Below are 24,846 nucleotides of genomic sequence, written 5' to 3'. Positions count from 1 at the left end.
GGGAGAGGGAAAGGCAGCGGCACGCGGCAAGGCCCGTCCTCTCCCCCCTGGGAGAGGATAGTTCGCCCCAGGAGGCGCAGCCGATTGGCGAGGCGAACTTGGTGAGGGGGTCGGGCACGCGCTTCTCACCCTTGCTCGAAGGCCAGCCGGAACACGGCGAGGCACCCACCTCTCCTTCGTCATCCTCGGGCTTGACCCGAGGACCCGAGGACGATCCGCGCCCCGTCATCTGCGGCAAGGTCGGCGTTGGCAGCTACGAGGATCCCGGCGAGCAGAAGCGCAAGGGAGGGACGAAGGGCAAGACGGGGCGGCCGGGACGGGGAGGCCTGCTAATGCATCTCCTACAGGAGATGAGGTCGGCTCTCACCAGAACTTCATGACACCGTGGAGAAGAGCGTTCAGGTGAATTCAAACCGAAGTTGGCCCACGCCCAACTCGTCCATAATGAGTTCTTTTGTTCTTCCTGATCTGAAAATCCTATAGAAAGACTGAGACTGGTACTTGTCGGCGATCTTAGAGATTACTTCCTGAGATCTCTGAACAAGTTCTTCGAAGCGACCCTCATCTGGCACGTTTACGTCTGATCTCTCTGCCAGCAAAGCGACGCAGTACATTATGTACCACTGCGTATATGCAATGAATTCCACGCTGCTGTGGAAATTTTCTTGATTTCGTAGCCCAACTAACTGATGTTCCCTCATGGAATTGACGTACAAGTAAAGCCTAGCTAGGCGGACCAAATAATCTCCGTCCAACCGCTCGGAAAATATCCGCTCATACATCGTTCCAAAGATCTCGTCCGATTGCGTTTTGGCGAGATGTGGCTCATGGAGTCGATAGGCAAGAATGGCTTGCCCAAGTTTTAGAGAATCAATCCGCTCTCGCGTGTCATCATTGTCAAACTGGTTCTTTTTGCGCTCGTAAAGCAGGCCATTCGCTTCAAAGACGGCGGCAATCTTCTTTTGAATGGCATCATTAGCCTTAAGGTCACGGGGAGCAATACGGGCTTGACTGTTTGTCGCTATGGCAATTTGTTCGGCAATGTCCGGACGACTTGAAGCGAAGATCTTGACTAAGAGAACCACTTCCGAAACCTTCTCAGGGTTGCGCTTGTAAGCCTCCAGAAGCGAATAGGAGGTCTGCGCCCCATTGACTATTTGCAGGTCGGTGAGGTGGATCTTGGACCCTCTTACCTTTTGATGCGTAAAGTCTTTAGCTATGATGGTGATGCCGTTGTTTAGATACCAGAATAGGTGATTATCCTCGGACAACGCGCTGTGGTGGATCTGACGATTGTAGCCGCCATCTAGGCCAAGAAAGCCACGTATATTCTCATCAAAAAGGTGCCTCTTAATAGCGCCTGCATCTGTCGAGATCATTTGAATGTATGAACGTGCATCGATGTTGGCTACTAGCCCGCGGATGTCGCAGTCTGACCTTTCGTATTTCTGAACATCTACCGTGTCTAAGATTCCATTTTCTTTTGCCCTTCCATCGGACGAGAGAAGACTGACGATGCTCCGGTACGAAATCTCCTCAAGCGAGACGAAATCATACTGCTCGCAGAAGGCCTCAAAACGCTTACGCTCGTGAACTATTAATGGAAGGCCGTTAGACACTAAGAAAACATGCAAATATAAGAGCTTACCAGCATCAACTAAGCGCCATATATCAACTATCTTCTGTTTCAGGAGCGGATTTACCGTGTCGAGCAAACCCGGTGCTCGGTCAGCCACGTCTCTAATCAGCGAGACAAGCTTATCTACCTCGCCTCCAGGGAAGTGCCGCTTTGCATTCTTGATGCTCGCAGCATATTTGCTCTGCAGTATGCTCACATGAACTGCGCTTCCCGCTTCCTGAATGTATACCGCGTCAACCCCTCGATCATTACCTCCATCAGTGATTAGTGAGGAGATCTCCTCGCCGGCCCGCGGAAATAGCGCGTCGAGCATTAGATACAAGAAAGCTGTCGAACGATCATCCACTGCGACCCTGGCGGCAGCGTGGCTTATTTTGCTTTCTAGGAGTGAGTATTCGAGTTCGGTGATCGGACGCATTAAGACACCATGATGGGTTAGCGAGCAGAATAGGTGCAAACATAGGTTGTTCAACTCCAGAATCTTGGAAGTCACCTTTATGCACGATCTTTCCCAAGCCGCTCCGGGCTATGCGGTAGCCAGAGTTACGCTTTTCCGGCGACGCCTTCTCCCGTCATTCCTGTGCTTGTCACAGGAATCCAGTAGCGCCGCGTCTGCGGCGCAGGACTCATAGACATCCAATGCCCACGAATGGTTCTCTCGCCGCGCAGACGCACGGCGGCTGGATCCCGGCTCGGGGCCGGGATGACGGGAGGAGAGCCATCCACCCCCCCAACCCGCGCCCTCTCCACCAAAAATCAACCACTTAACCCCCGCCACATCCCCGTCCCCGAAACCCGTGCCCATACTTGCCCCGTTCCGCCCTCGGATACACCAGCAGGCGTGCTGGCGAGGCGGAGCCGGCGCTGGTGGTGGGGAAACGACGTAAGTCCTCATCATCGGGGTCCGCGGAAAATGGTCTCCCTCCGGCGACACGGGGAGAGGCGAAGGGTTACGGACCAGCCCTCGTCTCTTGATGCCCGAACAGCGCGCCGGGCGTGCCTGTGCGGCACACAAGGGGGTCGACGGAGATGGTGTCGCCGGATTTTCAAGTCCGACGAGAGACCGGGGCGGAAAGCCTCGGGACCCGGGAAACCGGCGGAAAGCACCTCCCCGCAAGACCTCGACAGAGAGACCCAAGTCGCGGGGCAAAAACCGCCGAACGGGGCGCTGAGAGGTGCCACATAAACTAACTTTACGAGGCAGCTTTCAGCGCCCCGTCCGACTTGAAAATTCTCGAGATCGCCAAGGGGTTACCATGCCTGAAAACAAGCCGCCTCCCATCAAGACCCACATCGCCGCCCGCGCCGCCGAGATGCTCGGCCTGCCGCAGCTGGTCTGCAGGCGCCGCGACTGCCGCCGCAACCACCTTTGTCGCTGGAACTTCCCCTCCACGGGCGAGCCGTGCTGCCTCCGGAACCTGACGGTCGAACAACGCCGGCTGTTCGACGTCGTCTATCATGACGCGAATGCCGCGTCGCATTTTCTCGGCACCGATCCGTACCGGTTCGAGGCGCTCGCGGGGGCGCGACGGGCGGCGGAGGACCTGGCGATCGCGATTGCCCGAACCGACCCCCATCGTCGGCAGTGGCAGCAGTGGGATGCGGCGCGACGGGCGCGGGAAAAGCGGCTGGCGCAGTTCGACACGGAGCGGACGTCGGGGAAGGACGGATGACGGGTCGCAAGCGGGTCGAGGATGAGGAGCCGCGATCCGCATTCGCGTGGGAAGAGGGTCGAGAAGGACGCGCCGCCTCCGGCCCTGCGCTTCGGGCTCAGGGCCACGCGCCTTGCCGGCCCTTCGCTTCGGGCTCAGGGCGTTCGGCGTGGCAGGAGGCCGAGCATGACGCACCGCCCCCCGGCCCTTCGCTTGCGCTTCGGGCGTTCGTCACTGCAATCGATTCACTGGATCGATTGCTCGGGCGCCAAAGCGCGCGACCGTTCCTCACCCCACAAACGCCCGTTCGATGACGAATTCGGCTGGCTTGTTGTTGGCGCCTTCGGTCAGCCCGGCGGCCTCCAGCAGCGCCTTGGTGTCCTTCAGCATCTCGGTGGAGCCGCAGATCATGCCGCGGTCGGTCGCCGGGTCGAGCGGCGGCACGCCGAGATCGGTGTAGAGCCTGCCGCTTTCCATCAGGTCGGTGATGCGGCCGCGGAAGGGATAGTCCTCGCGGGTCACGGTCGGGTAGTGCTTCAGCTTGTCGCCGACGATCTCGGAGAGGAATTCGTGGTTCCGGATCTCCTCCATCAGGTCGAAGCCGTATTTCAGCTCGGCCACCTCGCGGCAGGTATGGGTGAGGATGACCTCCTCGAACTTCTCGTAGGTCTCCGGGTCGCGGATGAGGCTCGCGAAGGGGGCAATCCCGGTGCCGGTCGAGAACATGTAGAGGCGTTTTCCGGGCGTCAGCGCATCGAGCACCAGCGTGCCGGTCGGCTTCTTGCGCATCAGCACCGTGTCGCCGGGCTGGATCTTCTGCAGATGCGAGGTCAGCGGCCCGTTCGGCACCTTGATGGAGAAGAATTCCAGTTCCTCGTCCCAGGCGGGGCTGGCGATCGAATAGGCGCGGTAGATCGGCTTGTCGCCGACCATCAGCCCGATCATTGCGAATTCGCCCGAGCGGAAGCGGTATCCGGCGGGGCGGGTCATGCGGAAGCGGAACAGCCGGTCGGTATAGTGCTCGACCGACAGCACCGTCTCGGCATAGACATTGTCCGGGATGGCGGCCGGCTTGGTCGCGGACCCGGGGGCGACGAAAACATCCGTCTTGGCTGGAGCGTTCATGCGGCTTACGTCTCGCTTGGCTGTCGATGTCCTGGCGGGCGAGATATACCATCCGCGCCCGGATTTGAAGGCGTCCGCGTGGAAATGCCGCGGGTGCCGGGGGTCTTCTGGAGTGCGCGCCTCAGTTCTCGGCGCCGGGACTGTCGGAGCGCCGGCGCCAGCTGTAGCCCTGGGGATGGGCCGCGGGACGCGCCGTCGGCTGGTAGTGGACGGGGATCGCCGGCAGCCGGCCCTCGGCAAGCCGCCGCAGCGCCGTCTCATTGGCGACCGCGAAGCTGTCGATCCCGACCCGCAGCATCAGCGGCACCTGGTCGATCAGCACGTCGCCGACCGCCCGAAGCTCGCCCTCGTAGCCGAGCCGCTCGCGCAGCAGCGAGGCATGGCTGAAGGCGCGGCCGTCGCTGAAGGCGGGGAAATCGACCGCGACGATCGCCAGCCGGTCGAGATGCGGTTGAAGCCGCTTGACGTCGTCGGCGGGGCGGATGAGCACGCCGAGCCCGACATCGTTGCTCGCCTCGGCCCGCTCCACCAGCTGGTCGAGCGTCAGGAGCGGCTTCTGCCCGTCCAAAGCCGGCGCCTCCTCGGTCTCGATCACCCAGGGGTCGTTCTCGACGAAGCCGGTTTCCTTCCAGATCCTTGTCATCATCCCGCCCCTCAAGCCGCTTCCGCCGCCGAGCCGTAGAGCGCATCCTTGAAAGGCTGCGGCCCGACGCGCCGGTAGGCTTCCAGGAAGGTCTCCTCCCTGCCGAGGCGAAGGCCGAGATAGGTGTCGACGATCGTCTCGACCGCGTCGGTCACCTTGTCCGGCTCGAAGCCGCGGCCGATGATCTCGCCGATCGAGGTGTTCTCGTCGCCCGATCCGCCGAGCGTGATCTGGTAGAGCTCGGCCCCCTTCTTCTCGACGCCGAGAAGGCCGATATGGCCGACATGGTGGTGGCCGCAGGCGTTGATGCAGCCGGAGATCTTGATCTTCAGCTCGCCGATCTCCGCCTGCCGCTCGGGCGAGCCGAAGCGGGTGGAGATTTCCTGCGCCACCGGGATCGAGCGGGCATTCGCCAGCGCGCAGTAGTCGAGGCCGGGACAGGCGATGATGTCGGTGATCAGCCCGGCATTGGCGGTCGCGAGGTTCTGCGCCACCAGCGCCCGGTAGACCGGCTCGAGGTCGGCCCGCGCCACATGCGGCAGGATGACGTTCTGCTCGTGGCTGATGCGGATCTCGTCGAAGGCATATTCCTCGGCGATGTCGGCGATCGCGTCCATCTGCTCGTGGTTGGCGTCGCCCGGAATGCCGCCGATCGGCTTCAGCGAGACGGTCACCATGGCATAGTCGGGATGCTTGTGCGGCGCGACGTTCTGGTCCACCCAGCGGGCAAAGCCGGCGTCCTGCTTCTTCCAGCCGGCAAGCTGCGCCCAGCCTTCGGGGCGATCCGGCAGGGCGGGCAGCGCGAAATAGCGGGCGATGGCCTCGATGTCGGCCTCCGGCAGGGTCAGCTCGCTGCCCCGAAGGTGGGAGAACTCCTCCTCCACCTGGCGGGTCATTTCCTCGACGCCGATCTCGTGCACGAGGATCTTGATGCGCGCCTTGTACTTGTTGTCGCGCCGGCCGAAGAGATTGTAAACGCGCACGATCGCCGTCGTGTAGGTCAGGAGATCCTCTTCCGGCAGGAAGTCGCGGATCTTCCTGCCGATCAGCGGGGTGCGGCCCTGCCCGCCGCCGACATAGACGGAAAAGCCGAGTTCGCCCTTGTCGTTGCGCTTCAGGTGCAGGCCGATGTCGTGGACCTGGATCGCCGCCCGGTCGCGCGGGGCGCCGGTGACGGCGATCTTGAACTTGCGCGGCAGGAAGGAGAATTCCGGGTGGACGGAGGACCACTGGCGCAGGATTTCCGCATAGGGCCGCGGATCGGCGACCTCGTCGGCGGCCGCGCCGGCGAAATGGTCGGCCGTGACGTTGCGGATGCAGTTGCCGGAGGTCTGCAGCGCATGCATCTCGACGGTCGCCAGCTCGTCGAGGATATCCGGCGTGTCGGAAAGCTTCGGCCAGTTGAACTGGATGTTCTGGCGGGTCGTGAAATGGCCATAGCCGCGATCGTACCTGCGCGCCACATGGGCCAGCATGCGCATCTGCCGGGCGTTCAGCGTGCCGTAGGGGATCGCCACCCGCAGCATGTAGGCATGCAGCTGGAGGTAGACGCCGTTCATCAGCCGGAGCGGCTTGAAGGCATCCTCGGCAAGTTCGCCGGAAAGGCGGCGGTTGACCTGGTCGCGGAACTGCTCGACGCGGCTCTTGACGAAGGCGTGGTCGAATTCGTCGTAACGGTACATGACTTCCTCAGACTGCGATAAAGGCTGCGTCGGCGGGGCGGTAGCCGGCCGCATATTCCATGGTCGGGCCGGCGGCGCGGATGCGCTCGCGAAGGCGCACGGGCCAGAGCTGGCCCTTCACCTCGGTCACGTCGATGACGTTGACGTCGACCACCCGGTTGGCGGCGAAGTCGCGCTTGCCGATCGCCTCGAGCGAGGCGACGGCTTCCGCATGGCGGGCCACCAGCGCGTCCTGCAGGTTTTCCACCCATTGGCCGTTAGCGTCGAGCCATACGGCAATGCCGTCCGTCAGCCGGTTTGCGGTCAAGACCTTGTCCGTCATGCTTCCATTCCCATCTCGGCGCGAGCCTTTCCGGTCCAGGCGGAAAGGGGCTCGGATCTTGCGAAATTCGCACCGGCGACTGCCTCGCCGATGATGACCATGACCGGACCGGCGAGATCCTCCCTCGCCTCCAGGTCCGGGAGTTCCTTGAGCACGCCGTGAAAGAGGCGGCGATCGGCGCGGCTGGCATTCTCGACGACAGCCACGGTGGTATCCGGCGAAAGGCCGGCGACGATCAGCCGCCCGGCGACGGAGGCGGCAACGGTGCGCCCCATGTAGACCGCGATCGTGGCGCCCGACACGGCAAGGCTCGCCCAGTCCGGCAGGACGTCGCCGGAAAGGTCGTGGCCGGTAGTGAAGACGAGCGAGGAGGCGACGCCGCGAAGCGTCAGCGGCAGGTCGAAATCGGCAGCGGCCGCAAAGGCAGACGTGATGCCGGGAACGATCTCGTAGGAGATGCCGGCTTCGCGCAGCGCCGCCATTTCCTCCCCTGCCCGGCCGTAGACGAGCGGATCGCCGGATTTCAGCCGGACGACGCGCTTGCCGTCCTCGCCCAGCTGCACCAGCAGCCGGTTGATCTCGGCCTGCGACTTCGAGTGGCAGTTCTTGCGCTTGCCGACAGAAAGGCGCTCTGCATCCCGGCGGCCCATGTCGACGATGGCCTGCGGCACGAGCGCGTCGTAGACGATGACGTCGGCCTCCATCAGCACCCGCTGGGCCCGCAGCGTCAACAGGTCCTCGGCACCGGGACCCGCGCCGACCAGCCAGACGTGGCCCCGGACGCGACCGGACGAGGAGAGGAGTTCGTCGGCCTCCCGGCGCGCGGCGGCGGTATCGCCGGCATCGATGTTCGCGGCGACCGGGCCGGAGAAGAAGCGGCGCCAGAAAACCCGGCGTGACACGCCCTTCGGCACGAGACGCTCCACCGACTCGCGGTAGTCGATCGCAAGCGACGCAAGCCCGCCGAGCGATGGCGAGAGCATCTGGTCGATGCGGGCACGGATCATCTGCGCGAGAACGGGTCCCGCGCCCTCCGTGCCGATCGCTACGGCAACAGGAGCACGGTTGACGAGCGCCGGCGTGAGGAAATCGCAATGTTCGGGCTGGTCCACTGCATTCGCCGGAATACGGGCGGCTCGGGCGGCCGCGACGATGACCCGGTCCTGCACAGGATCACCGGTGGCGGCAAAGACGAGAGCGGCGCCGGTCACCTGGGAGGCGTCGAAGGGCGCCGAAACGACCTCGATGCGATCTGCTGCAAGGAAATCCCGGTAGTCGGCTTCCGGATCGTCCGCATGGGCGACGATCACCGCATCCGTGTTCCGCAGCAGGCGAACCTTGGCGAAGGCTTCGGCCCCGTTTCCGAAAACGGCGACCACACGCCCGCGCACCTTGAAGAAGATGGGAAACGCGGAAAGGCGGCGGGACTCGCTCACGGTGGGTTCCTTGGTCATCGCATCCTTATGACAGACCGCAGGCGCTGCATGAAGGAACGGAAATCCCTGAGTGCAGGTCGAGGGGCATTTCTGTTTCAACTTTGCGTCGGCGGCGAGCAAAAGGGATCGTCATCTCCAGACGTAATAAAGGCAAGCCCTGCCGTTATCCGGCGCCGCCGGACAAAGCGCCGATTGAAAAGCACCGGCAAACCCCGTAAACGACCGGCATATCAATGAAGTGCCATCATGAACTCCCATACGCATAGCCTGCAATTCTGGAAATCCCGTGAAGATACAGCTCTTTCCTCCGCGAAGGACATGTTGGGCGAGGTTATCAGCGAAAACATCGAGCATCTTGTCTCTTACTTCTACGAAATCCTGCTCAAGCACGAGCGGGCATCGCAGTTCCTCAATCACGCGATGGTGCAGGAGCGCCTGGGCGGCGCACTGACGAAATGGCTGCTGACCCTCCTCGATTTCGACCCGAAGAGCGACGCGGATGGTTTTTCCGAAACGCAGCGAACGATCGGCAAGGTCCATGCGCGCATGAACATTCCGGTCAACCTGGTGCTGGAGGGCGCGAGCGGGCTGAAGACCGCGATCTCTGAAAAGGTGCTGACCGGCTACCACAACCGGGACACCGCCGAGGCGATCGTGCTTCTCAACGAGCTCATCGACTACGCGATGCTGCAGATGAGCGCGGCCTATGTCGAGGGCATATCGCAGCATGCCAAGGTGGAGGAAGCCTACCGGCTGTTCACGCTCGGCCAGGACGTCGGCGTAGAGCGTGAAAGCCAGCGTGCGGCGCTGATGGAATGGAGCCAGGCCGCAATCTTCGGCCTGTTCGGCAGCGAGGGCAGTCCGCGCCTCGATGCAATCGGCAAGTCCGAATTCGGGCTGTGGCTTCGCCACCGCGGCAGCGTCATGTTCCAGGGCGCGCTGATGCTTAAGAAGATCGAAAAGGCGATGGAGGAGATCGACGGCGAACTCATCCCGCAGATCGAGATGCTCGAAAACGCCCGCGTGGCGCAGGCGGCACCCCTCGTGGCACGGCTGCAGGCGCGCATCGAGGAGATCAAGTTCCTGCTGGCCGACCTCTTCCAGAGCCTGTCGGCCTCCGCCAATGCCCGCGACCCGCTCACCAGCGCGCTGAACCGCAAATTCCTGCCGTCGATCCTTGGCCGGGAGGTCATGCTGAGCCTCCAGCAGGGCACGCCGCTCTCGATCCTGATGATCGATGTCGATCACTTCAAGACGATCAACGACACATGGGGCCATTCCGCCGGCGATCTCGTTCTGCGCCAGGTGGCAGAGACGATCGCCGACAACAGCCGCGCGGCGGACATCATCTTCCGCTACGGTGGCGAGGAGTTCCTCGTCGCGCTCGTCGAGACCGGCATCAAGCAGGCGAACGAGGTCGCAGAGCGCATCCGCGATGCCTTCATGGGGCGCGAACTGAAGCTCGCCGACGGAACGACGATCAATGCCACGGTCTCCATCGGCCTGGCGGAACAGAGCGGCCATCCCGACTTCCAGCACCTGATCGACGATGCGGACCGGGCACTTTACCAGGCCAAGAAACAGGGGCGTAACCGCGTCCAGGTCGCCTGAATCCGCCTTTTGCATTCTCCGAATAGCGAACGACGGAAATACCGCTTCCGCGGCGGACGATCGAAAACTAAAGTTCGGCCACGATAGAGGAGTCGACACGTGACCAATGCCTCCCTCCCGCTTCGTCTCCTCGACGTCATGGAGCAGGACATCCTGCCGCTCACGCAGCGCGGCGTTGCCGCCGGCAACAAGGTCTTCGGCGCGGCGATCCTGCGCAAGTCCGACCTTTCGCTGGTCATCGCCGAAACCAACAACGAGCTGGAGAACCCGCTCTGGCACGGCGAGGTGCACACGCTGAAGCGCTTCTACGAGATGGGCGAGAAGCCCGACACGAAGGACCTCATCTTCCTGTCGACGCACGAGCCCTGCACGATGTGCATGTCGGCGATCACCTGGGCCGGCTTCGACAACTTCCATTACTTCTTCAGCCACGAGGATTCGCGCGACGCCTTCGCCATCCCGCACGACCTGAAGATCCTCAAGGAAGTATTCGGACTGGAGCCCGGCGGCTACCGTCGCCAAAATGCCTTCTGGCAATCGCATGCGCTGACGGAGATGATCGAGGCGGAAGCCGAGCCGCTGCGCACGCAGATGAAGGCGCAGACAGAGCGTATCCGCGACGCCTACGACCGCCTCTCGACCGCCTACCAGGCCGGCAAGGACGGCAACGCAATCCCGCTTCGCTGAAGAGGACGCAGGAACGACCATGGAAGCCTCACGAGACATTTCCCGGCTGATCGAGATCATGGCGGCGCTGCGCGACCCGCAGACCGGCTGCCCCTGGGACATCGTGCAGACCTTCGAGACCATAAAGCCCTATACGATCGAAGAGGCCTACGAGGTGGCCGATGCGATCGAGCGCAAGGACCCGGACGATCTCTGCGAGGAACTGGGTGACCTGCTCCTCCAGGTCGTCTACCACGCGCAGATGGCCGAGGAGGCCGGCGAATTCTCGTTCGGCGACGTCGTCCACGCCGTGACCCGCAAGATGATCCGCCGCCACCCGCACGTCTTTGCCGTCTCGGACGCCGCGACGCCCGATGCCGTCAAGGTGCAGTGGGACGAGATCAAGGCGGAGGAGAAGCGCGAGCGCGCCGAACGGCGGCGCCAGCGCGGGATTACGGAGGACTTCCGCGACGGGTTCCTCGGCGGCGTCCAGCGCAGCCAGCCGGCCCTGACCGAGGCGCTGAAGCTGCAACAGAAGGCCGCCCAGGTGGGCTTCGACTGGTCCGAGGCCGAGCCGATCCTCGACAAGATCGAGGAGGAAATCGGCGAGCTGCGGGAAGCCCTTCGCGACGGACGCAAGGACGAGGTGAAGGACGAACTGGGCGACCTGATCTTCGCGCTCGTCAACATCGGCCGCCATGTGGACGCCGATCCCGAGGATGCGCTGCGCGGCACGAACACGAAATTCCGCCGCCGTTTCCGCCATATAGAAGAAGAGCTTAATAAAGCAGGTGAAACATTAAAGGCCGCTACGCTGGAGCGGATGGAGGAACTCTGGCAGGCGGCGAAGAAGGACGAACGGTAGCCGTTCACGCCACCAGCGGCTGTTCTCCAACTTCCTTCTGCCGCTCCGCGTAGCGCGACGGCGGGACGCCGACCAGGCGCGTGAAGGCCGTGCTGAAGGCGCTGGCGGACCCATAGCCGATGCTGTCGGCGATTTCCTGCATGCCCGCCTGACCCGCTTCCAACATGTCCTTGGCAAGCGCCATCCGCCACGAGGTCAGGTATTCCATCGGCGCCACGCCGACCATCCTGCGGAAGCGGTTGAAGAAGGCCGACCGCGAAAGGGCGGCGTCCCGCGCCATCTCCTCGACGGTCCAAGGTCTTGCCGGGTCCCGGTGCAGGCCGCGGATCACCTCGGCCAGGCGCGGATCGGCAAGCCCCCGGGCGATCCCCGGCGATGCGATCCCGGAGTCGGCCGCGGTCGACCGCACGGCCTCGACGAGCAGGACCTCCAGGAGCCGGGCGAGGATCATCTCCCGCGCCGGTCTTGCGCCGCGCGCCTCGTCGGTGATCAGGCGGACCAGCATGGAGAGCCGCATGTCGCCTCGGACATGCAGGAATTGCGGCAGAAGCGAAACGAGGAGATCGCTGTCCGGCGAGCCGAAGACGAAATGGCCGATCAGCAACCGCACGTCGGCCGGACCCTGCGGATTTCCGTGGCGCGTCTCCGTGTCGCGAACGGTGATCGTCCATTGCCTGCCGTCATCGGGCGCGGCGGCGAGGCTCGACATGGTGAAGCCGCAGGATGCCGGGATCAGGGCGAAATCGCCTTGTTCGAGGGTGACGGCCGGACCGCCGCGAACCGACAGCCGGGCACTTCCCTCCACCACGACGCAGTAGAAGGGCTCTCCGCCCGCCGGGCGATCGACGCGCCAGACGCCGGAGCCGGTGACGACCTTCGAAAGCGGCGGGCCCGGCCTCATCACTGCAATGATTTCCGCCAAGGGATCGCTCAAGCGATACTCCCGATAACAAACCAAGGACGTTGCGTTATAGCAGATCGCCCTGCTCTCCTCCATGCTGATGCCGAGCAATGAAGGAGAAAAGCATGAAGACCATACTCATCACCGGCTGTTCGTCCGGTTTCGGCGTCGAGATCGCACGGTTCTTCGTCGAGAAGGGCTGGAGGGTCGTGGCGACGATGCGCACGCCCCGGGCGGATATCCTGCCCGTCTCCGACAACCTGACCGTCGTGAAGCTCGACGTTCGCGACCCCGCGAGCATCCGCGCCGCGCTCGACCAGGCCGGTCCGATCGACGTGCTGGTGAACAATGCCGGGATCGGCTGGATGAACGTCGTGGAGGGGACGCCGGCTGATACGCTGCGCGACCTCTTCGAGACCAACACGTTCGGCACGATCGCCATGATGCAGGCGGTGCTGCCGCAGTTTCGCGAACGCCGAGAGGGCGTCATCGTCAACGTGTCCTCCGGCGTGACGCTGAAGCCGCTGCCGCTGCTGGCCGCCTATACGGCGAGCAAGGCGGCGGTGAACGCCTTCACCGAATCCGCCGCCATCGAGCTTGCGCCTTACGGGATAAGGCTCCGGCTTGTCCTGCCCGGACGGGCTCCCGACACGTCCTTCAGCCGGACCGCACGCGGCCGGCTGCAGGACGAGGGCGGCTTTCCGGCGCCTTACGCGGATTTCGTCAAGGAGATCTTCGGGGCGCGGGAACGGCAGGGGGACGGGCTGGTGACCCACCCGTCCGACGTGGTGGCGGCGGTCTGGCGGGCGGCGACCGATCCCTCCTCGCCGATGCGGATCCCCGCCGGGGCGGACGCGGTCGCGCTCGCCGCCTGACCACCAAAAGGGAGGGGCGGAGGGATGCCCGCCCCTCGCCCTACCGGTCATGCATGCCCTTCCCGGCGAGAATCCTGTCGCGGTTCCTGTCGATCCGCGAACGACGGGTCTCGGCCTGTTTCGGCTGGGAGAAGTGGAGGAGATAGCCGCGCCGGCGGCCGGGCGTCAGCGCCTCGAAGGCAGCCCGCAGTTCCGGATCCTGCCCGAGCGCGCCGACGAGTTCGTCCGGATAGGCGAGATCGTCCTTCGGGAGATCGACCGTGGCGCCCGCTTCCTCGAGCGCGATCGCCTCAGCCACGAGGCCGCGGATCGCGGCCTCGCGCTCGGCTATTTCCGCGGTGCTGGTAAAGCGCATCACGCGGGAGGACCGGGAGTTTTCGCCGGGCGCGGCAAGCAGGCATTGCGGATCGGCAAGGAGGACGCCCTTGAAGAAGCCGAGCGTGGCGCTGTCCTTGAAGCCCCAGACCAGCGCGACATTGCCGCCGGTACCTGCCGTGTAGCAGGGCGAACTCCACTTGAAGGTTTCGACAAGGCCGCAGTCGAGGAGGATTTTCCGCAGCGCCAGAAGCTCGTCGCGCCAGCGCATCTCGCCGTCGTAGAAGGCGTCAATCCCGGCGCGGTCACTGCCGTGGTCCCTCCGGTGGTCCTTCCGGTGGCCCCTCTGGTGGCCCATGGGGGTCTCATCGTCCATGGCGCTCCTCCACACCAGGAAATGCGGGTCATGCCCGCCGCGCGCCGCCGGTTGCCCTCACGGCGCGCCTAGCGCTCCCATTCTTCCTTCACGGGCTTCGGGCCGTTGCCGAGCCTGCGCTCGAGCGCCGCCGCCTGGCTTTCGGACAGCCTGACGTCGAGCTCGACGGCACCATCCTCCCGGTCGCGCCGTTCGTCAACGATGGCGTTTTCGTAGATCCAGGAGACGAGCGAGAGCTTGGTCGCCGGGATGACGACGGTGGTTTCGGTCAGGACCCCGGAGAGCCGGCGGGCGATCTCGTCCAGGAGCGCCTCGACGCCCTCGCCGGTCACCGCCGAGACGGCCATGATGTTGTCGCGGCCTTTCGCCCGTTCCGCCAGCGCGTCATGGGCTTCGGGGTCGAGCCGGTCGATCTTGTTCCAGACCTCGATGATGCGGGCTTCCCGCTCCTTCTCGTCGATGCCGAGGTCGGAGAGGATGCGCATGACGTCGGCCGACTGGGCGGCGTTGTCGGGGTCGGACATGTCGCGGACATGCAGGATGAGGTCGGCCTCCAGCACTTCCTCCAGCGTGGCGCGGAAGGCCGCGACGAGGTGGGTGGGAAGATCGGAGATGAAGCCGACCGTATCCGACAGGATGACGGTGCGCCCGTGCGGGAGCTTCATGCGGCGAAGCGTCGGGTCGAGCGTCGCAAACAGCATGTCCTCGGCGAGCACGCCCGCACCGGTGATGCGGTTGAAGAGCGTCGACTTGCCGGCATTGGTATAGCCGACCAGCGCGACGATCGGATGCGGCACCTTGCGGCGCTTGGCCCGGTGAAGCTGGCGGGTGCGCACGACCTGCTCCAGCTCGCGCTCCAGCTTGACGATGCGTTCCTGCAGGAGCCGGCGGTCGGCCTCGATCTGGGTTTCGCCGGGACCGCCCATGAACCCGGCGCCGCCGCGCTGGCGTTCAAGGTGGGTCCAGCTGCGCACCAGCCGGCCCTTCTGATAGTTGAGATGCGCGAGATCGACCTGCAGCGTGCCTTCCTTGGTGGAGGCGCGGCGTCCGAAGATTTCCAGAATGAGGCCGGTGCGGTCGATGACCTTGGCGTTCCATTCCTTCTCGAGATTGCGCTGCTGGACCGGCGTCAGCGGGTGATCAACGATGACGAGGCCGGCGTCGTGCTCATCGAGCAGTGCCTTGATCTCGGCGATCTTGCCGGTGCCCATCAGGGTGGCCGGGCGCGGCTGGGAGACCTGGACGACGAGGCCCTGCACGACCTCGAGGTCGATGGCCCGGGCAAGGCCGATCGCTTCCTCCAGGCGCGCCTCTTCCGAGCGTTGCGGCGAGGGTGCGGCTTCAGGCTGTGCCGAACGGGAGGCACGCGTAGCCTTCAGCACCGGCACGAGCACCACGGCGCGCATATCGTCCCGGCGACGGTCTGTCTCCGGGATCATCGATTCATTCGAGGTATCGCGATGTTTAATCGGTTGCTGTCCTGTCAGGCGGCGTTTTCTTCGCTCTCGAACATCTGCATCGGCTGGCCGGGCATGATGGTCGAGATCGCGTGCTTATACACGAGTTGCGAGTGGCCGTCACGGCGAAGGAGTACGCAGAAATTGTCGAAGGAGGTGACAACGCCGGTCAGCTTCACGCCGTTGATAAGGAAAATAGTCAACGAAATCTTTTGCTTACGGACAGTATTGAGAAACAGGTCCTGCAAGTTCTGAGAACGTTCCGCCATGGCGCCGCTTCTTTCTTTTTTGCCGGCATCCTGCCGGGATGATCTGATGACATTTCAGAGAAATAAGGGAAGCGCCCTCGTGCTTCCCTCCCCCCAATGAATTCCTCGTTATCAAATCGTCGTCTTTTCCGCAATGTGCAAAAAGGCACTACGCAGGGCGGCCGCCACGCTGCCGGGATGCCCGTTGGCGATGGTCCTGCCGTCGATCTCGACGACCGGAACGCAGGAACCCGTGGCCGAAGTGAGGAAGACTTCGCGCGCCGCGAGCATCTCCTCCACCGAGAATTCCCGCTCCTCGACAGGGATCGCGAGGCTCGCTGCAACGTCGAGGAAGGTCGTGCGGGTCACGCCGCGCAGGATGCCGTGCTCGGCCGGGCGGGTGACGAGCCTGCCGTCGGCGCTGACGATCCAGACATTCGACGAGGCGGCCTCGGTGACGTTGCCGGCCGTATCCACGAAGATCGCGTCCTGGGCGCCGGCCTCCCTCGCCTGCTGCTTGACCAGCACGTTGGGGAGAAGACCGACCGTCTTGATGTCGACGCGGTTCCAGCGGTTTTCCGGCACGGTGATCGCCTTGATGCCGGTCTCGTAGCGGGCGAGCGCAGGACGCGGATCGGCGGACTTCGCGGTTATCGTCAGGGTCGGCGGGGTGCCGGCAGCCGGGAAATAATGGTCGCGACGAGCCACGCCGCGCGTCACCTGCAGGTAGAAGAGGCCGTTGCGGACCCGGTTGCGGCGCAGCACCTCGCGGATGACGAGCTTCAGCGGCTCGCGCGCCATCGGACTGGCCATGCGAAGCTCGCGGAGTGACCTGTCCAGCCTCTCGAGATGGCGGGTGAGGTCGATGATCTGTCCTTCGCGGACCTCGCAGACCTCGTAGACGCCATCGGCGAACTGGAAGCCGCGATCCTCGATGTGGATCGCCGCGTCCGCATGGGGAAGATAGCGACCGTTGACATAGGCAATTCTGGACATGGATTGGCCGATCAGGTTGGGGCTAGAAGTACTGGATGGAGACGCGGAACATCTGTTCCACGTTCTTGACCGCGGCCGCGGTGGAAAACAGCACGACGCGGTCGTGCGCCTTGATCCTGGTGTCGCCGCTCGGGCGGATCACGGCGCCGCCGCGGTAGATCGCACCGATGCGGATGCCGTCGGGAAGATCCAGCTCACGGAACGGCCTGCCGACCAGCGGCGACGTCTCCAGCGCCTCCGCCTCGATGACCTCGGCCGAGCCCTGCTGCACGGCGTAGACAGAGCGGATGCGCCCCTTGCGGACATGCTGGAGAACGCGGGAAATGGTCACGGCGCGCGGATTGATCTGCGCATCGATGCCGAGCGACTGGGTGACCTTGTTGAGCGAGGAGCTGTTGATCAGGACGAGGTTCGACTTGCACCCGAGCGACTTCGCCATCACCGCGCCGAGGATGTTGATCTGGTCGCTGTTGGTGAGACTGACGAAGAGGTCGGCATCCTGGACATCCGCCTGCTGGAGGATGTTCTGGTCGAGCGCCGAGCCGTGCAGGACGACCGTGTTGCGAAGCTGCTCGGAAATCGTGGCGGCGCGTTCGCGGTCGCTCTCGATGATCTTCAGTCGCGTCCTCGGCTGGAGCTCCTCGATGGTGCGGGCGACATACTGGCCGATATTGCCGCCGCCGGCGATGATGATGCGGCGCGCCTCCTGCTCCTCGTGGCCGAAGAGGCCGAGCGTGCGGCGGACGTGGTCGCGCTGGCAGATGACATAGGCGAGATCGCCCACCTCCAGCTGGTCGGCGGAGCGGGTGATCGCAAGCCTGCCGTTGCGGAAGACGCCCACCACGGTCGCCATGAGGTCCGGGAAAAGCTCGCTCAGCTGGTTGAGCGGCGTGTTCAGGACCGGGCAGTCCTCCATGCATTCGATGGCCAGCATGGCGATCGAATCGTCGGCGAAGCGGACGATGTCGGTCGCGCCGGGGAAGGAAATCCGCCGCAGCACCATCTTGCCGACCTCGATTTCCGGCGAGATCGTCACGTCGATCGACATGTTCTGGCGGCTGAAGAGGTCGGAATATTCCGGAGCCAGGTAGCTCTGGGCGCGGATCCGGGCGATCTTGGTGGGGACGCTGAACAGCGCGTGCGCCACTTCGCAGGCGACGATGTTGACCTCGTCGTAGAGCGTCACGGCGATGATCATGTCCGCCTGCTCGGCGCCCGCCTTGGACAGGACGTCGGGATGGGCGCCGTGCCCGACATAGCCCCTCACGTCCAGCGTCTCGGTGATCGCGTTCACCAGCGAGGCGGATGTATCAATGACCGAGACGTCATTGTCTTCCTGGGAAAGGCGTTCGGCGATGCCGTAGCCCACCTGTCCCGCACCGCAAATGATGACTTTCATGGGTTGCTTTCATGGCCGCCCGGCCGAAGCCAGGCTAGACGCCGAGGGACTTGAGTTTGCGATGCAGGGCCGACCGTTCCATGCCGACGAATTCCGCGGTGCGCGAAATGTTACCACCGAAGCGGTTGATCTGCGCGATCAGATAATCACGCTCGAACATTTCGCGGGCCTCGCGGAGAGGCAGCGTCATGATGTGATGGTCGCCCTGGGTGGAGATCTTCGGAAGCATGTCGCCGAGATCGGTGGGCAGCATGTCGGCGGAAATAACCGCGTCGTGGCTGTCGCCCCGCGCCAGGATCATCAGACGTTCGATGTTGTTGCGAAGCTGGCGGATATTGCCCGGCCAGTCGTGGGCCTGCAGGACCGCCATGGCATCCTCGCCGATGCGGCGGGTACGGATGCCTGCCTGCTCGGAAATCTGGCGCATGAACATGTCGACGAGGAAGGGGATATCCTCGCGCCGCTCGGCCAATGCAGGCACCTTGACGGGCACCACGGCGAGCCGGTGGTAGAGATCCTCGCGGAAGATGCTCTCGGCGATCAGGCTCTCCAGATTGTATGCCGTCGACGAGATGATCCGGACGTCCACCTTGACCCGCTTCGAACCGCCGACCCGCTCGAACTGCTGGTCGACGAGGACGCGAAGGATCTTGTTCTGGGTCTCGCGCGGCATTTCGCCTACCTCGTCGAGGTAGAGAATGCCGCGATGGGCCTCTTCCAGGGCGCCGATCTTGCGCGCCTGGCCGGGCCCGCCCTCGGTGCCGAACAGGGCGATCTCCATCCGGTCGGGCGTTATCGTCGCGGCGTTGAGGGCGACGAAGGGTCCGCTGGCGCGCGACGACTTGCGGTGGATCATCCGGGCAACGAGTTCCTTGCCGGACCCGGAAGGGCCGAGGATCATGATGCGGCTGTTGGTGGGCGCGACCTTGTCGATGGTCTGGCGCAGCTGCGAGACGGCGACCGAGGTGCCGACCAGCTCGACCGCATCGCCCGTTCGCCGCTTCAGTTCGCTCACCTCGCGCTTCAGCTTCGAATTTTCCAGAGCCCGCTCGGCGATCAGGATCAGCCGGTCGGCCTTGAACGGCTTTTCGATGAAATCGAACGCCCCGCGCTTGATCGCCGAAACGGCCGTCTCGATGTTTCCGTGGCCGGAAATCATCACGACGGGAAGGTCCGGATGCCGGCTCTTGATCTCGTCGAGCAGTGCAAGTCCGTCGAGCTTCGAGCCCTGCATCCAGATGTCGAGGAAGACCAGCCGCGGCACGCGGTCGGAGATGGCGGCAAGCGCGCTGTCGCTGTCGTGCGCCGTGCGTGTCTCGTGCCCCTCGTCGGACAGGATTCCGGAGACGATCTCGCGGATGTCGACCTCGTCGTCCACGACCAGAATATCAGACGCCATATGCGAGTTCCCTATCAGTTCCAGTTCCGGTCCCGCCTGCACCGATGTGCGGCAGCAGGACCCTGATCATGGCGCCGCGGCCATGATCGAATTCAGGGGGCGCGTCATGCAGTTCGAGCTGCCCCCCGTGCTCCTCGATGATCTTCTTGACGATGGCGAGCCCCAGGCCGGTGCCTTTCTCCCGCATCGTCATGTACGGCTCGAGAATCCGGTGGCGGTTTTCCGCCGGAAGCCCGCTGCCGTTGTCGATGATGTCGACCACGAATGTGTCGCGATCGCGGTCGTAATCGGCCCGTACCCAGACCTTTCGCCCGTCGCGCTCCTGATCGCCCGGCACCGCCTCGATGGCTTCCACCGCGTTCTTGACGAGGTTGCCGAAGGCCTGGCCGAGCATGCGCGCGTCGAACATTCCGACGAGCGGCTGATCCCCCAGTTCGCGCATGAACTCGACATGGGTCGTGCCCATTTCGCGCAGGAAGACGGCATCGCGCAGGATGTCGCGCAGGTCCGTCTCTTCCTTTGCGGGCTTGGGCATGCGGGCGAAGGCGGAGAATTCGTCCACCATGCGGCCGATATCTCCGACCTGCCGGACGATCGTGTCCGTACACTGGTCGAAGACCGCCCGGTCGTCGTCGGCGATCTGCTTGCCGTAGCGGCGCTTCAGCCGTTCGGCCGAGAGCTGGATCGGCGTCAGCGGGTTCTTGATCTCGTGGGCGATGCGGCGCGCAACGTCGGCCCAGGCCGTGGAGCGCTGGGCGATGACGAGGTCGGTGATGTCGTCGAGGGTGATGACGTAGGAATCGCGCGACGTGCTCTGCTCCTCGCGGGTCACCTGGACGCTCAGCGTCCGCTCCTTGCCGCCCCGCATCACGTTGACCTGCTTGCGGAAATCGTTGCGGGCACGGGACGCGGCCTCGGAGAGCACGCTGTCGATCTCCGGCACGACCTCGGAGAGGCTGCGGCCGATCAGCCGCTCGGCCGACAATCCGAGAAACGCCTCGGCGGAGGGATTGACGATGGTGATGCGCCGGTCATCCTCGACGCCGATGACGGCGGCGGTCACGCCGGAAAGCACCGCCTCGATGAAGCGGCGGCGGTCATCGACCTCGTCCTTGGCCTCGAGGATCTCGTCGCGCTGGCTGCGGATTTCCGAGATCATCTTGTTGAAGGTGCGCGACAGGCTGCCGACATCGCCGTCGGCCGCCCGCACCGGGACGACCACGTTGAGATCGCCGGAGGCGACGCTGTCGGCGGCGCTGATCAGGAGGCGGATCGGCCGGACGATACGGTCCGCGACGGCGATGGCCGTCCAGATCGCCGCCAGGAGAACGATCAGCGCGAAGCCGAGATAGACGACGGCGAACGCGAACTGCAGCGACATCCGCCCGGCCTCCATGGCCTGGTACTCGGCGGTATTGTCCTCCATCTGGCGCATCGCGGCCATGACCTTCGGATCGACCGCGCGGATGGTGTAGAGGAACGTTCCCGGAAGGGCGTCGAGCTTGATGATGGCGCCGACGAGATTGGTGACGCCCGGCGGGATCAGCGTCGGCTGCCCCGCGGCGGCCTTTTCCAGGGCGTCCCTGGGGATGGCCGGCAGCGGCCGCTCGGTCGCGATATCGGCCTGGGCGATCGCCGAACCGTCGGCCTGGACGAGGAAGGCGCCGAGCAATCCCCTGCCCCGCGCCTGGCGGGTCATCAGGTCGACGAAGCCTGTCCGGTCGAGGTAGAAGGTGGCCCGGTTGCGCTCCAGGTCGTTGGCCATCGACACCGTCTGGCCCTGCAGGTAGCTCGCATTCTCCATCATGTAGGCCTGCGCCACGTCGGTGGAGGAACGGACGATGGACTGCGTGCGGATGGAGAACCAGCGGTCGAGGCCGGCGCTCAGCGTGATGCTGGCGAAGAGCGCGACGAGGACCGCGGGCGTGATCGCCACGATCGAGAAGAGCGCCACGACGCGGATGTGAAGGCGCGCGGCCGCCCGGCCGCGGTTTCGTGCCTTCAGGAGCCGACTGAGTTCGCGCCCGATGAGATAGAGCAGGCCGACGACGAAGATGCCGTTGAGCACGGCCGAGGCGATGACCACGGGCGTCGTCGGCGCAACCGGGGTGAGGCCGAGCAGCACGAACAGCGTGAGGATGGCGCAGAGCAACGCGCCCCCGGCCAGGAGGAGACCCGGCAATGCGAAGGAGGCGCGACGATCCTGGGCTTCAAGATCCGATCCGGCTTCCTCCGCGGGCGAAAGGACGCCCTCGATCATTGCTAACTCCTCGCGCGCGGCAGATCAGGCCAGTTGCCCGCTGCGCCACGCCCCAATGTGTGTCAACCGCGAGCCCGGGCCCGCATCGGTGAGATCCGTTGCCAATAAGCAACGCATTGTGGCGAAAGTGCAACGGAACTGCGTGGGGTGTCAACGGGGCGTTGGTTTCGCCCCGTCACAATGGACCGATGTCCCGATCAACGCGACGCGTTGTCCCTGAACCGGCGGCCGCGATTCCAGAACCGATTGAGCGGCAATCGGTTTTAATTGTTAAGAGACTGACGAGACTGATCTTTTTCGATCCGGGATCTAACAGAGCTACGGAACCAGTCAGAAAGCTCAGACTGCTGTCTACCGATGGGGGCGGCGCCGTCCGGCCGTCGCTCTACAGCGATCGTCCCGCTGCCGGTGTGAAGCCGCGGCTGCCAGCAATCGGTCGATGTCGACTGCCAGCTTGTTCATTATTTTTTTGGACTACGGGTACTACTTCCCTCACCTGCGCATCGCCTAGACAAGGCGGCCGGCGGGAGAGCACGATGAATTACAAGCGCAAGCTGAACGAGCTTCAGGAGGGCAAGGTCCTGCTGATGACAGAGGATGCGGCCGCCACTATCGAGATGATACTCGGCTTCCCGGACGATATGGATTTTCTGGAAATGTGTCGGCGCCTAGGCTTCGACAAGGCGAAGGACTTCACCTATGCCAACCTCGCAGCCACCGACTTCAAGGATGCCGACCTCGCAGGCTATGACTTCACAGGTGCCGACCTGCGGTCCTGCGACTTCAGCCGTACAAAGGTAGAAGGCATGATCTACTGGGGAGCGGATATAGAGAACGCAAAGTGGCCTCCAGGATTTGTGCCGATAGCACGCTGAACGATCCTTACTGAACATTGCCGCTCTGGCCGTCCGCCTCCCGAGCCGATCAGGAGTGCGGTTGATAGTTTGGAGTGGATGGCAACTTGAGCTGCATTGGGTGATCTCCTGGAGGTTTGTACCGGTGACAACGACGCCGTCACACTGTTCGTTCGTGAGGCGTATTGACTTGGTCTCGGAGAGGTATCGAATGGACGCCTTGATCGTGATCCTTCGCCCTTCTGAGAACCTTTCTCCGGAACCATTGCCGCTCGGCCTCCGGCTCCGCAGTTTCCTCCATGCGTTCCTTGAGCTGGAACACGAAGGCCAGCGATCCAATTTTGACGATGCCATCCGCCAGTTCGACCTCCACCTTCGGCCGAGCAAACGCTCGACGTCGCCTGCCAGCTTGTTCAATGTTATTCGGACTACAGGTACTACTTCCCTCACCTGACCATCGCCTAGAAAACGCGGCTGACGGGAGAGCATCGAAGACTGACCGGCGGACGTGTGGTCTTATGCAGCAATAGCCACCAACTTTCACCTCAGCAGCATCGGTTCGTCTTCCAGGATGAAGTTCATGTGACCTAATCGATATGCTCGGTAGGCCACGTTGGCGAGTGCGTGGCCTAGATGGTGGCAAGAGGCACCTCCCTTTAGATCAGGGCTTCCGCCATCGGCTCTTGCCGCATGCTCCGGCCTCAGCCAGGATTGAGTGATGCAGACATCACCAGAAAATATGACCATGCCGCCGCCTCCGCCCGATATGACACGCATCGTCGTACTCAATAGCATATCTGTTGGGGACATCGAACCCACTGCCTCGACCCTCATTTTCCACTTGCGCACCGAGCAGGGCGAAGGTTTCAGCCTCGATCTCCACATGATGTTGCGCTCGCTTCTTCTGTGTTGCGAATTCGGTGGGCTTCCTCCATTGCCTTTGGACTGGACAGTTCAGGCAGCGGGGATACATGGCGAGGCGTTTCAGGAAAATGCGTGAGGACACGGCCGATTACGAGGTTTCCAAGGAGAACGCAGAGACCATCCTTGGCAGAAGCTTTCCCTGGTACCAACGCGCCGCCAGTACAGGAAAGCAAACCTATTTCGCTGTATGCCCCCGGTGCGAAAACCCGATCAAGCTTGTCGCAATATACACCATGGACATGACGGCGCACGGACGTCACGAGCCTGCTCCTGTGCCGGGATTCGATCATTTCGATCTCGATGACATGACATGGTGCGCGACGAGACTTCCTAGATCTCCCGTCAAAACTGAAAGACGGGCGCTCACTCCGCTTGCCAAGGCAATCATCCGCGTCATGATCCAGGACTTTGATCGAGCGATCCGCGTCCTCAGCGATAGCGTCGGTTTCAGAATTTCGGAGAAGCTCGCTAGAGAATTTCTTGCTAGCTGGTTTGATGCGGAAGGTTACCGATACGTCGGTGCCAACGTCATGAACATCCCTTGGATGCTCGCCTATTTCAGTCCGACAAAGTCCCTTGTCGGCCGCTATATCCATGACAATGAAGATCTTGTGGCTCACATCCGAGAACGGGTCGACGGCGCGGTGATTACCGATGATCGCAGACTAGAACAGGCCCCGAAGACATTCACCTCCATCACGTTCGAATTCATCGGTCATGAGGTCATCCGTGGTGACGACGGATCGGTTGCCGAATCCATGATCATGAGGGTTGCGCGTAATTCGCACGCGCGGAATAGACGAGAAATGGTTCCGTTGCTGCGCCAGACAATTGAGTTCGATGAAGCACGGTTTTCTGCTCTCCGTTCTGTGCCTGCTGAAAAGGCACGGAGAAACGAGGGCCTCTTGAAGATCGCCGAAGACATGGCAGTGGCACGAATGGGAGAGGATTGGAAGAATGAGTAGCCGGTCAACACTTGTGGAATTCGAAACGCCCTCCGGGAACCTGCTTGTGTCCTCAGCAACGCTTTTGCAGTGCCTGCAGATCGCGGTCGACGAATATCGGCTTCCACCCCTTGACGATGATTGGCTAGATCGAGCCACCAGGGCTGCAAGCACACTCGCTTCAACCGCCCTTAATCGAAAGGACGTGGTCGAAAATGGACCTCTCCACCCAGATTGCTTTCGTTGAACGACGAGCG

At 63.3% G+C, this 24,846-nt stretch carries 23 protein-coding genes and 1 pseudogene; 10 read left to right on the top strand and 14 right to left on the bottom strand.

The window, feature by feature from the left end; translation table 11 throughout:
• Positions 1-320 (top strand): annotated as a pseudogene (locus ACWGPT_RS18590) (hypothetical protein); the annotation flags it as partial.
• A gap of 78 nt (positions 321-398) precedes the next feature.
• Here ACWGPT_RS18590 and ACWGPT_RS18585 read toward each other — a convergent pair.
• Positions 399-2,057 (bottom strand): AIPR family protein, encoded by a 1,659-nt coding sequence (locus ACWGPT_RS18585; protein WP_452607122.1) that lies wholly within the window; start codon positions 2,055-2,057, stop codon positions 399-401.
• Between the two features lie 838 nt (positions 2,058-2,895).
• Here ACWGPT_RS18585 and ACWGPT_RS18580 point away from each other — a divergent pair.
• The gene (locus ACWGPT_RS18580; protein ID WP_452607121.1) at positions 2,896-3,312 is read left to right on the top strand and encodes a hypothetical protein; all 417 of its coding nucleotides are present in this window, start codon (positions 2,896-2,898) and stop codon (positions 3,310-3,312) included.
• A 267-nt stretch (positions 3,313-3,579) separates the two neighbouring features.
• Here ACWGPT_RS18580 and ACWGPT_RS18575 read toward each other — a convergent pair whose 3' ends face one another.
• From ACWGPT_RS18575 to cysG, 5 genes are all read right to left on the bottom strand, one after another.
• Positions 3,580-4,416, bottom strand: a complete 837-nt coding sequence (locus ACWGPT_RS18575) for a ferredoxin--NADP reductase (RefSeq protein ID WP_452607120.1) — start codon at positions 4,414-4,416, stop codon at positions 3,580-3,582.
• 121 nt (positions 4,417-4,537) lie between these two features.
• Positions 4,538-5,059 carry a DUF934 domain-containing protein gene (locus ACWGPT_RS18570; protein ID WP_452607119.1) on the bottom strand — a complete coding sequence of 174 codons (522 nt, stop codon included), beginning with the start codon at positions 5,057-5,059 and terminating at the stop codon, positions 4,538-4,540.
• 11 nt (positions 5,060-5,070) lie between these two features.
• On the bottom strand, positions 5,071-6,741 hold the full coding sequence (locus ACWGPT_RS18565; protein ID WP_452607118.1) for a nitrite/sulfite reductase: 1,671 nt from the start codon (positions 6,739-6,741) through the stop codon (positions 5,071-5,073).
• 7 nt (positions 6,742-6,748) lie between these two features.
• A complete protein-coding gene (locus ACWGPT_RS18560; protein ID WP_452607117.1) occupies positions 6,749-7,063 on the bottom strand; it encodes a DUF2849 domain-containing protein in 315 nt (104 codons plus the stop codon).
• Positions 7,060-8,499 (bottom strand): siroheme synthase CysG, encoded by a 1,440-nt coding sequence (gene cysG, locus ACWGPT_RS18555; protein ID WP_452607116.1) that lies wholly within the window; start codon positions 8,497-8,499, stop codon positions 7,060-7,062. The genes ACWGPT_RS18560 and cysG overlap by 4 nt, the downstream gene beginning before the upstream one ends.
• 318 nt (positions 8,500-8,817) lie before the next feature.
• Here cysG and ACWGPT_RS18550 point away from each other — a divergent pair, with 318 nt between their 5' ends.
• The 3 genes from ACWGPT_RS18550 to mazG all read left to right on the top strand — a co-directional run bounded on the left by ACWGPT_RS18550 (position 8,818) and on the right by mazG (position 11,641).
• Complete coding sequence (locus ACWGPT_RS18550; RefSeq protein ID WP_452607115.1) at positions 8,818-10,110, top strand: diguanylate cyclase; 1,293 nt, start codon at positions 8,818-8,820, stop codon at positions 10,108-10,110.
• 138 nt (positions 10,111-10,248) lie between these two features.
• Positions 10,249-10,797 carry a deaminase gene (locus tag ACWGPT_RS18545; protein WP_452607200.1) on the top strand — a complete coding sequence of 183 codons (549 nt, stop codon included), beginning with the start codon at positions 10,249-10,251 and terminating at the stop codon, positions 10,795-10,797.
• A gap of 19 nt (positions 10,798-10,816) precedes the next feature.
• Positions 10,817-11,641 (top strand): nucleoside triphosphate pyrophosphohydrolase, encoded by an 825-nt coding sequence (mazG, locus tag ACWGPT_RS18540; RefSeq protein ID WP_452607114.1) that lies wholly within the window; start codon positions 10,817-10,819, stop codon positions 11,639-11,641.
• A 4-nt stretch (positions 11,642-11,645) separates the two neighbouring features.
• Here the strand turns inward: mazG and ACWGPT_RS18535 are convergent, their stop codons facing one another.
• Positions 11,646-12,575 (bottom strand): AraC family transcriptional regulator, encoded by a 930-nt coding sequence (locus ACWGPT_RS18535; protein ID WP_452607113.1) that lies wholly within the window; start codon positions 12,573-12,575, stop codon positions 11,646-11,648.
• A 92-nt stretch (positions 12,576-12,667) separates the two neighbouring features.
• Between ACWGPT_RS18535 and ACWGPT_RS18530 the strand changes: the two genes are divergently transcribed.
• A complete protein-coding gene (locus tag ACWGPT_RS18530) occupies positions 12,668-13,417 on the top strand; it encodes an SDR family oxidoreductase (RefSeq protein WP_452607112.1) in 750 nt (249 codons plus the stop codon).
• Positions 13,418-13,457: 40 nt separating this feature from the next.
• Here the strand turns inward: ACWGPT_RS18530 and ACWGPT_RS18525 are convergent, their stop codons facing one another.
• The 7 genes from ACWGPT_RS18525 to ACWGPT_RS18495 form a co-directional block, all read right to left on the bottom strand.
• A complete protein-coding gene (locus tag ACWGPT_RS18525; RefSeq protein ID WP_452607111.1) occupies positions 13,458-14,108 on the bottom strand; it encodes a YdeI/OmpD-associated family protein in 651 nt (216 codons plus the stop codon).
• Positions 14,109-14,176: 68 nt separating this feature from the next.
• On the bottom strand, positions 14,177-15,547 hold the full coding sequence (gene hflX / locus ACWGPT_RS18520) for a GTPase HflX (RefSeq protein ID WP_452607110.1): 1,371 nt from the start codon (positions 15,545-15,547) through the stop codon (positions 14,177-14,179).
• 44 nt (positions 15,548-15,591) lie between these two features.
• Positions 15,592-15,834 (bottom strand): RNA chaperone Hfq, encoded by a 243-nt coding sequence (hfq, locus tag ACWGPT_RS18515; RefSeq protein WP_037155370.1) that lies wholly within the window; start codon positions 15,832-15,834, stop codon positions 15,592-15,594.
• A gap of 111 nt (positions 15,835-15,945) precedes the next feature.
• Positions 15,946-16,809: a D-amino-acid transaminase gene (locus ACWGPT_RS18510; protein WP_452607109.1), complete on the bottom strand. Its 864-nt coding sequence runs from the start codon at positions 16,807-16,809 to the stop codon at positions 15,946-15,948.
• A 22-nt stretch (positions 16,810-16,831) separates the two neighbouring features.
• The gene (trkA, locus tag ACWGPT_RS18505) at positions 16,832-18,208 is read right to left on the bottom strand and encodes a Trk system potassium transporter TrkA (RefSeq protein WP_452607108.1); all 1,377 of its coding nucleotides are present in this window, start codon (positions 18,206-18,208) and stop codon (positions 16,832-16,834) included.
• A gap of 34 nt (positions 18,209-18,242) precedes the next feature.
• Positions 18,243-19,607 (bottom strand): nitrogen assimilation response regulator NtrX, encoded by a 1,365-nt coding sequence (gene ntrX, locus ACWGPT_RS18500; RefSeq protein WP_452607107.1) that lies wholly within the window; start codon positions 19,605-19,607, stop codon positions 18,243-18,245.
• The gene (locus ACWGPT_RS18495; RefSeq protein WP_452607106.1) at positions 19,597-21,867 is read right to left on the bottom strand and encodes an ATP-binding protein; all 2,271 of its coding nucleotides are present in this window, start codon (positions 21,865-21,867) and stop codon (positions 19,597-19,599) included. The genes ntrX and ACWGPT_RS18495 overlap by 11 nt, the downstream gene beginning before the upstream one ends.
• A gap of 536 nt (positions 21,868-22,403) precedes the next feature.
• Between ACWGPT_RS18495 and ACWGPT_RS18490 the strand changes: the two genes are divergently transcribed.
• The 4 genes from ACWGPT_RS18490 to ACWGPT_RS18475 all read left to right on the top strand — a co-directional run bounded on the left by ACWGPT_RS18490 (position 22,404) and on the right by ACWGPT_RS18475 (position 24,610).
• Complete coding sequence (locus tag ACWGPT_RS18490; protein ID WP_452607105.1) at positions 22,404-22,742, top strand: pentapeptide repeat-containing protein; 339 nt, start codon at positions 22,404-22,406, stop codon at positions 22,740-22,742.
• Between the two features lie 190 nt (positions 22,743-22,932).
• Positions 22,933-23,175 carry a hypothetical protein gene (locus ACWGPT_RS18485; protein ID WP_452607104.1) on the top strand — a complete coding sequence of 81 codons (243 nt, stop codon included), beginning with the start codon at positions 22,933-22,935 and terminating at the stop codon, positions 23,173-23,175.
• 264 nt (positions 23,176-23,439) lie between these two features.
• Positions 23,440-23,721 carry a hypothetical protein gene (locus ACWGPT_RS18480; protein ID WP_452607103.1) on the top strand — a complete coding sequence of 94 codons (282 nt, stop codon included), beginning with the start codon at positions 23,440-23,442 and terminating at the stop codon, positions 23,719-23,721.
• Positions 23,714-24,610 (top strand): hypothetical protein, encoded by an 897-nt coding sequence (locus ACWGPT_RS18475; protein ID WP_452607102.1) that lies wholly within the window; start codon positions 23,714-23,716, stop codon positions 24,608-24,610. Before ACWGPT_RS18480 ends, ACWGPT_RS18475 begins: the two co-directional genes overlap by 8 nt.
• Positions 24,611-24,846 lie beyond the last annotated feature (236 nt).

This window comes from Pseudorhizobium sp. NPDC055634, assembly GCF_053618655.1.
The sequence above is the reverse complement of the archived record's forward strand: the minus strand, read 5'-3'. Positions and strand labels throughout refer to the sequence as shown.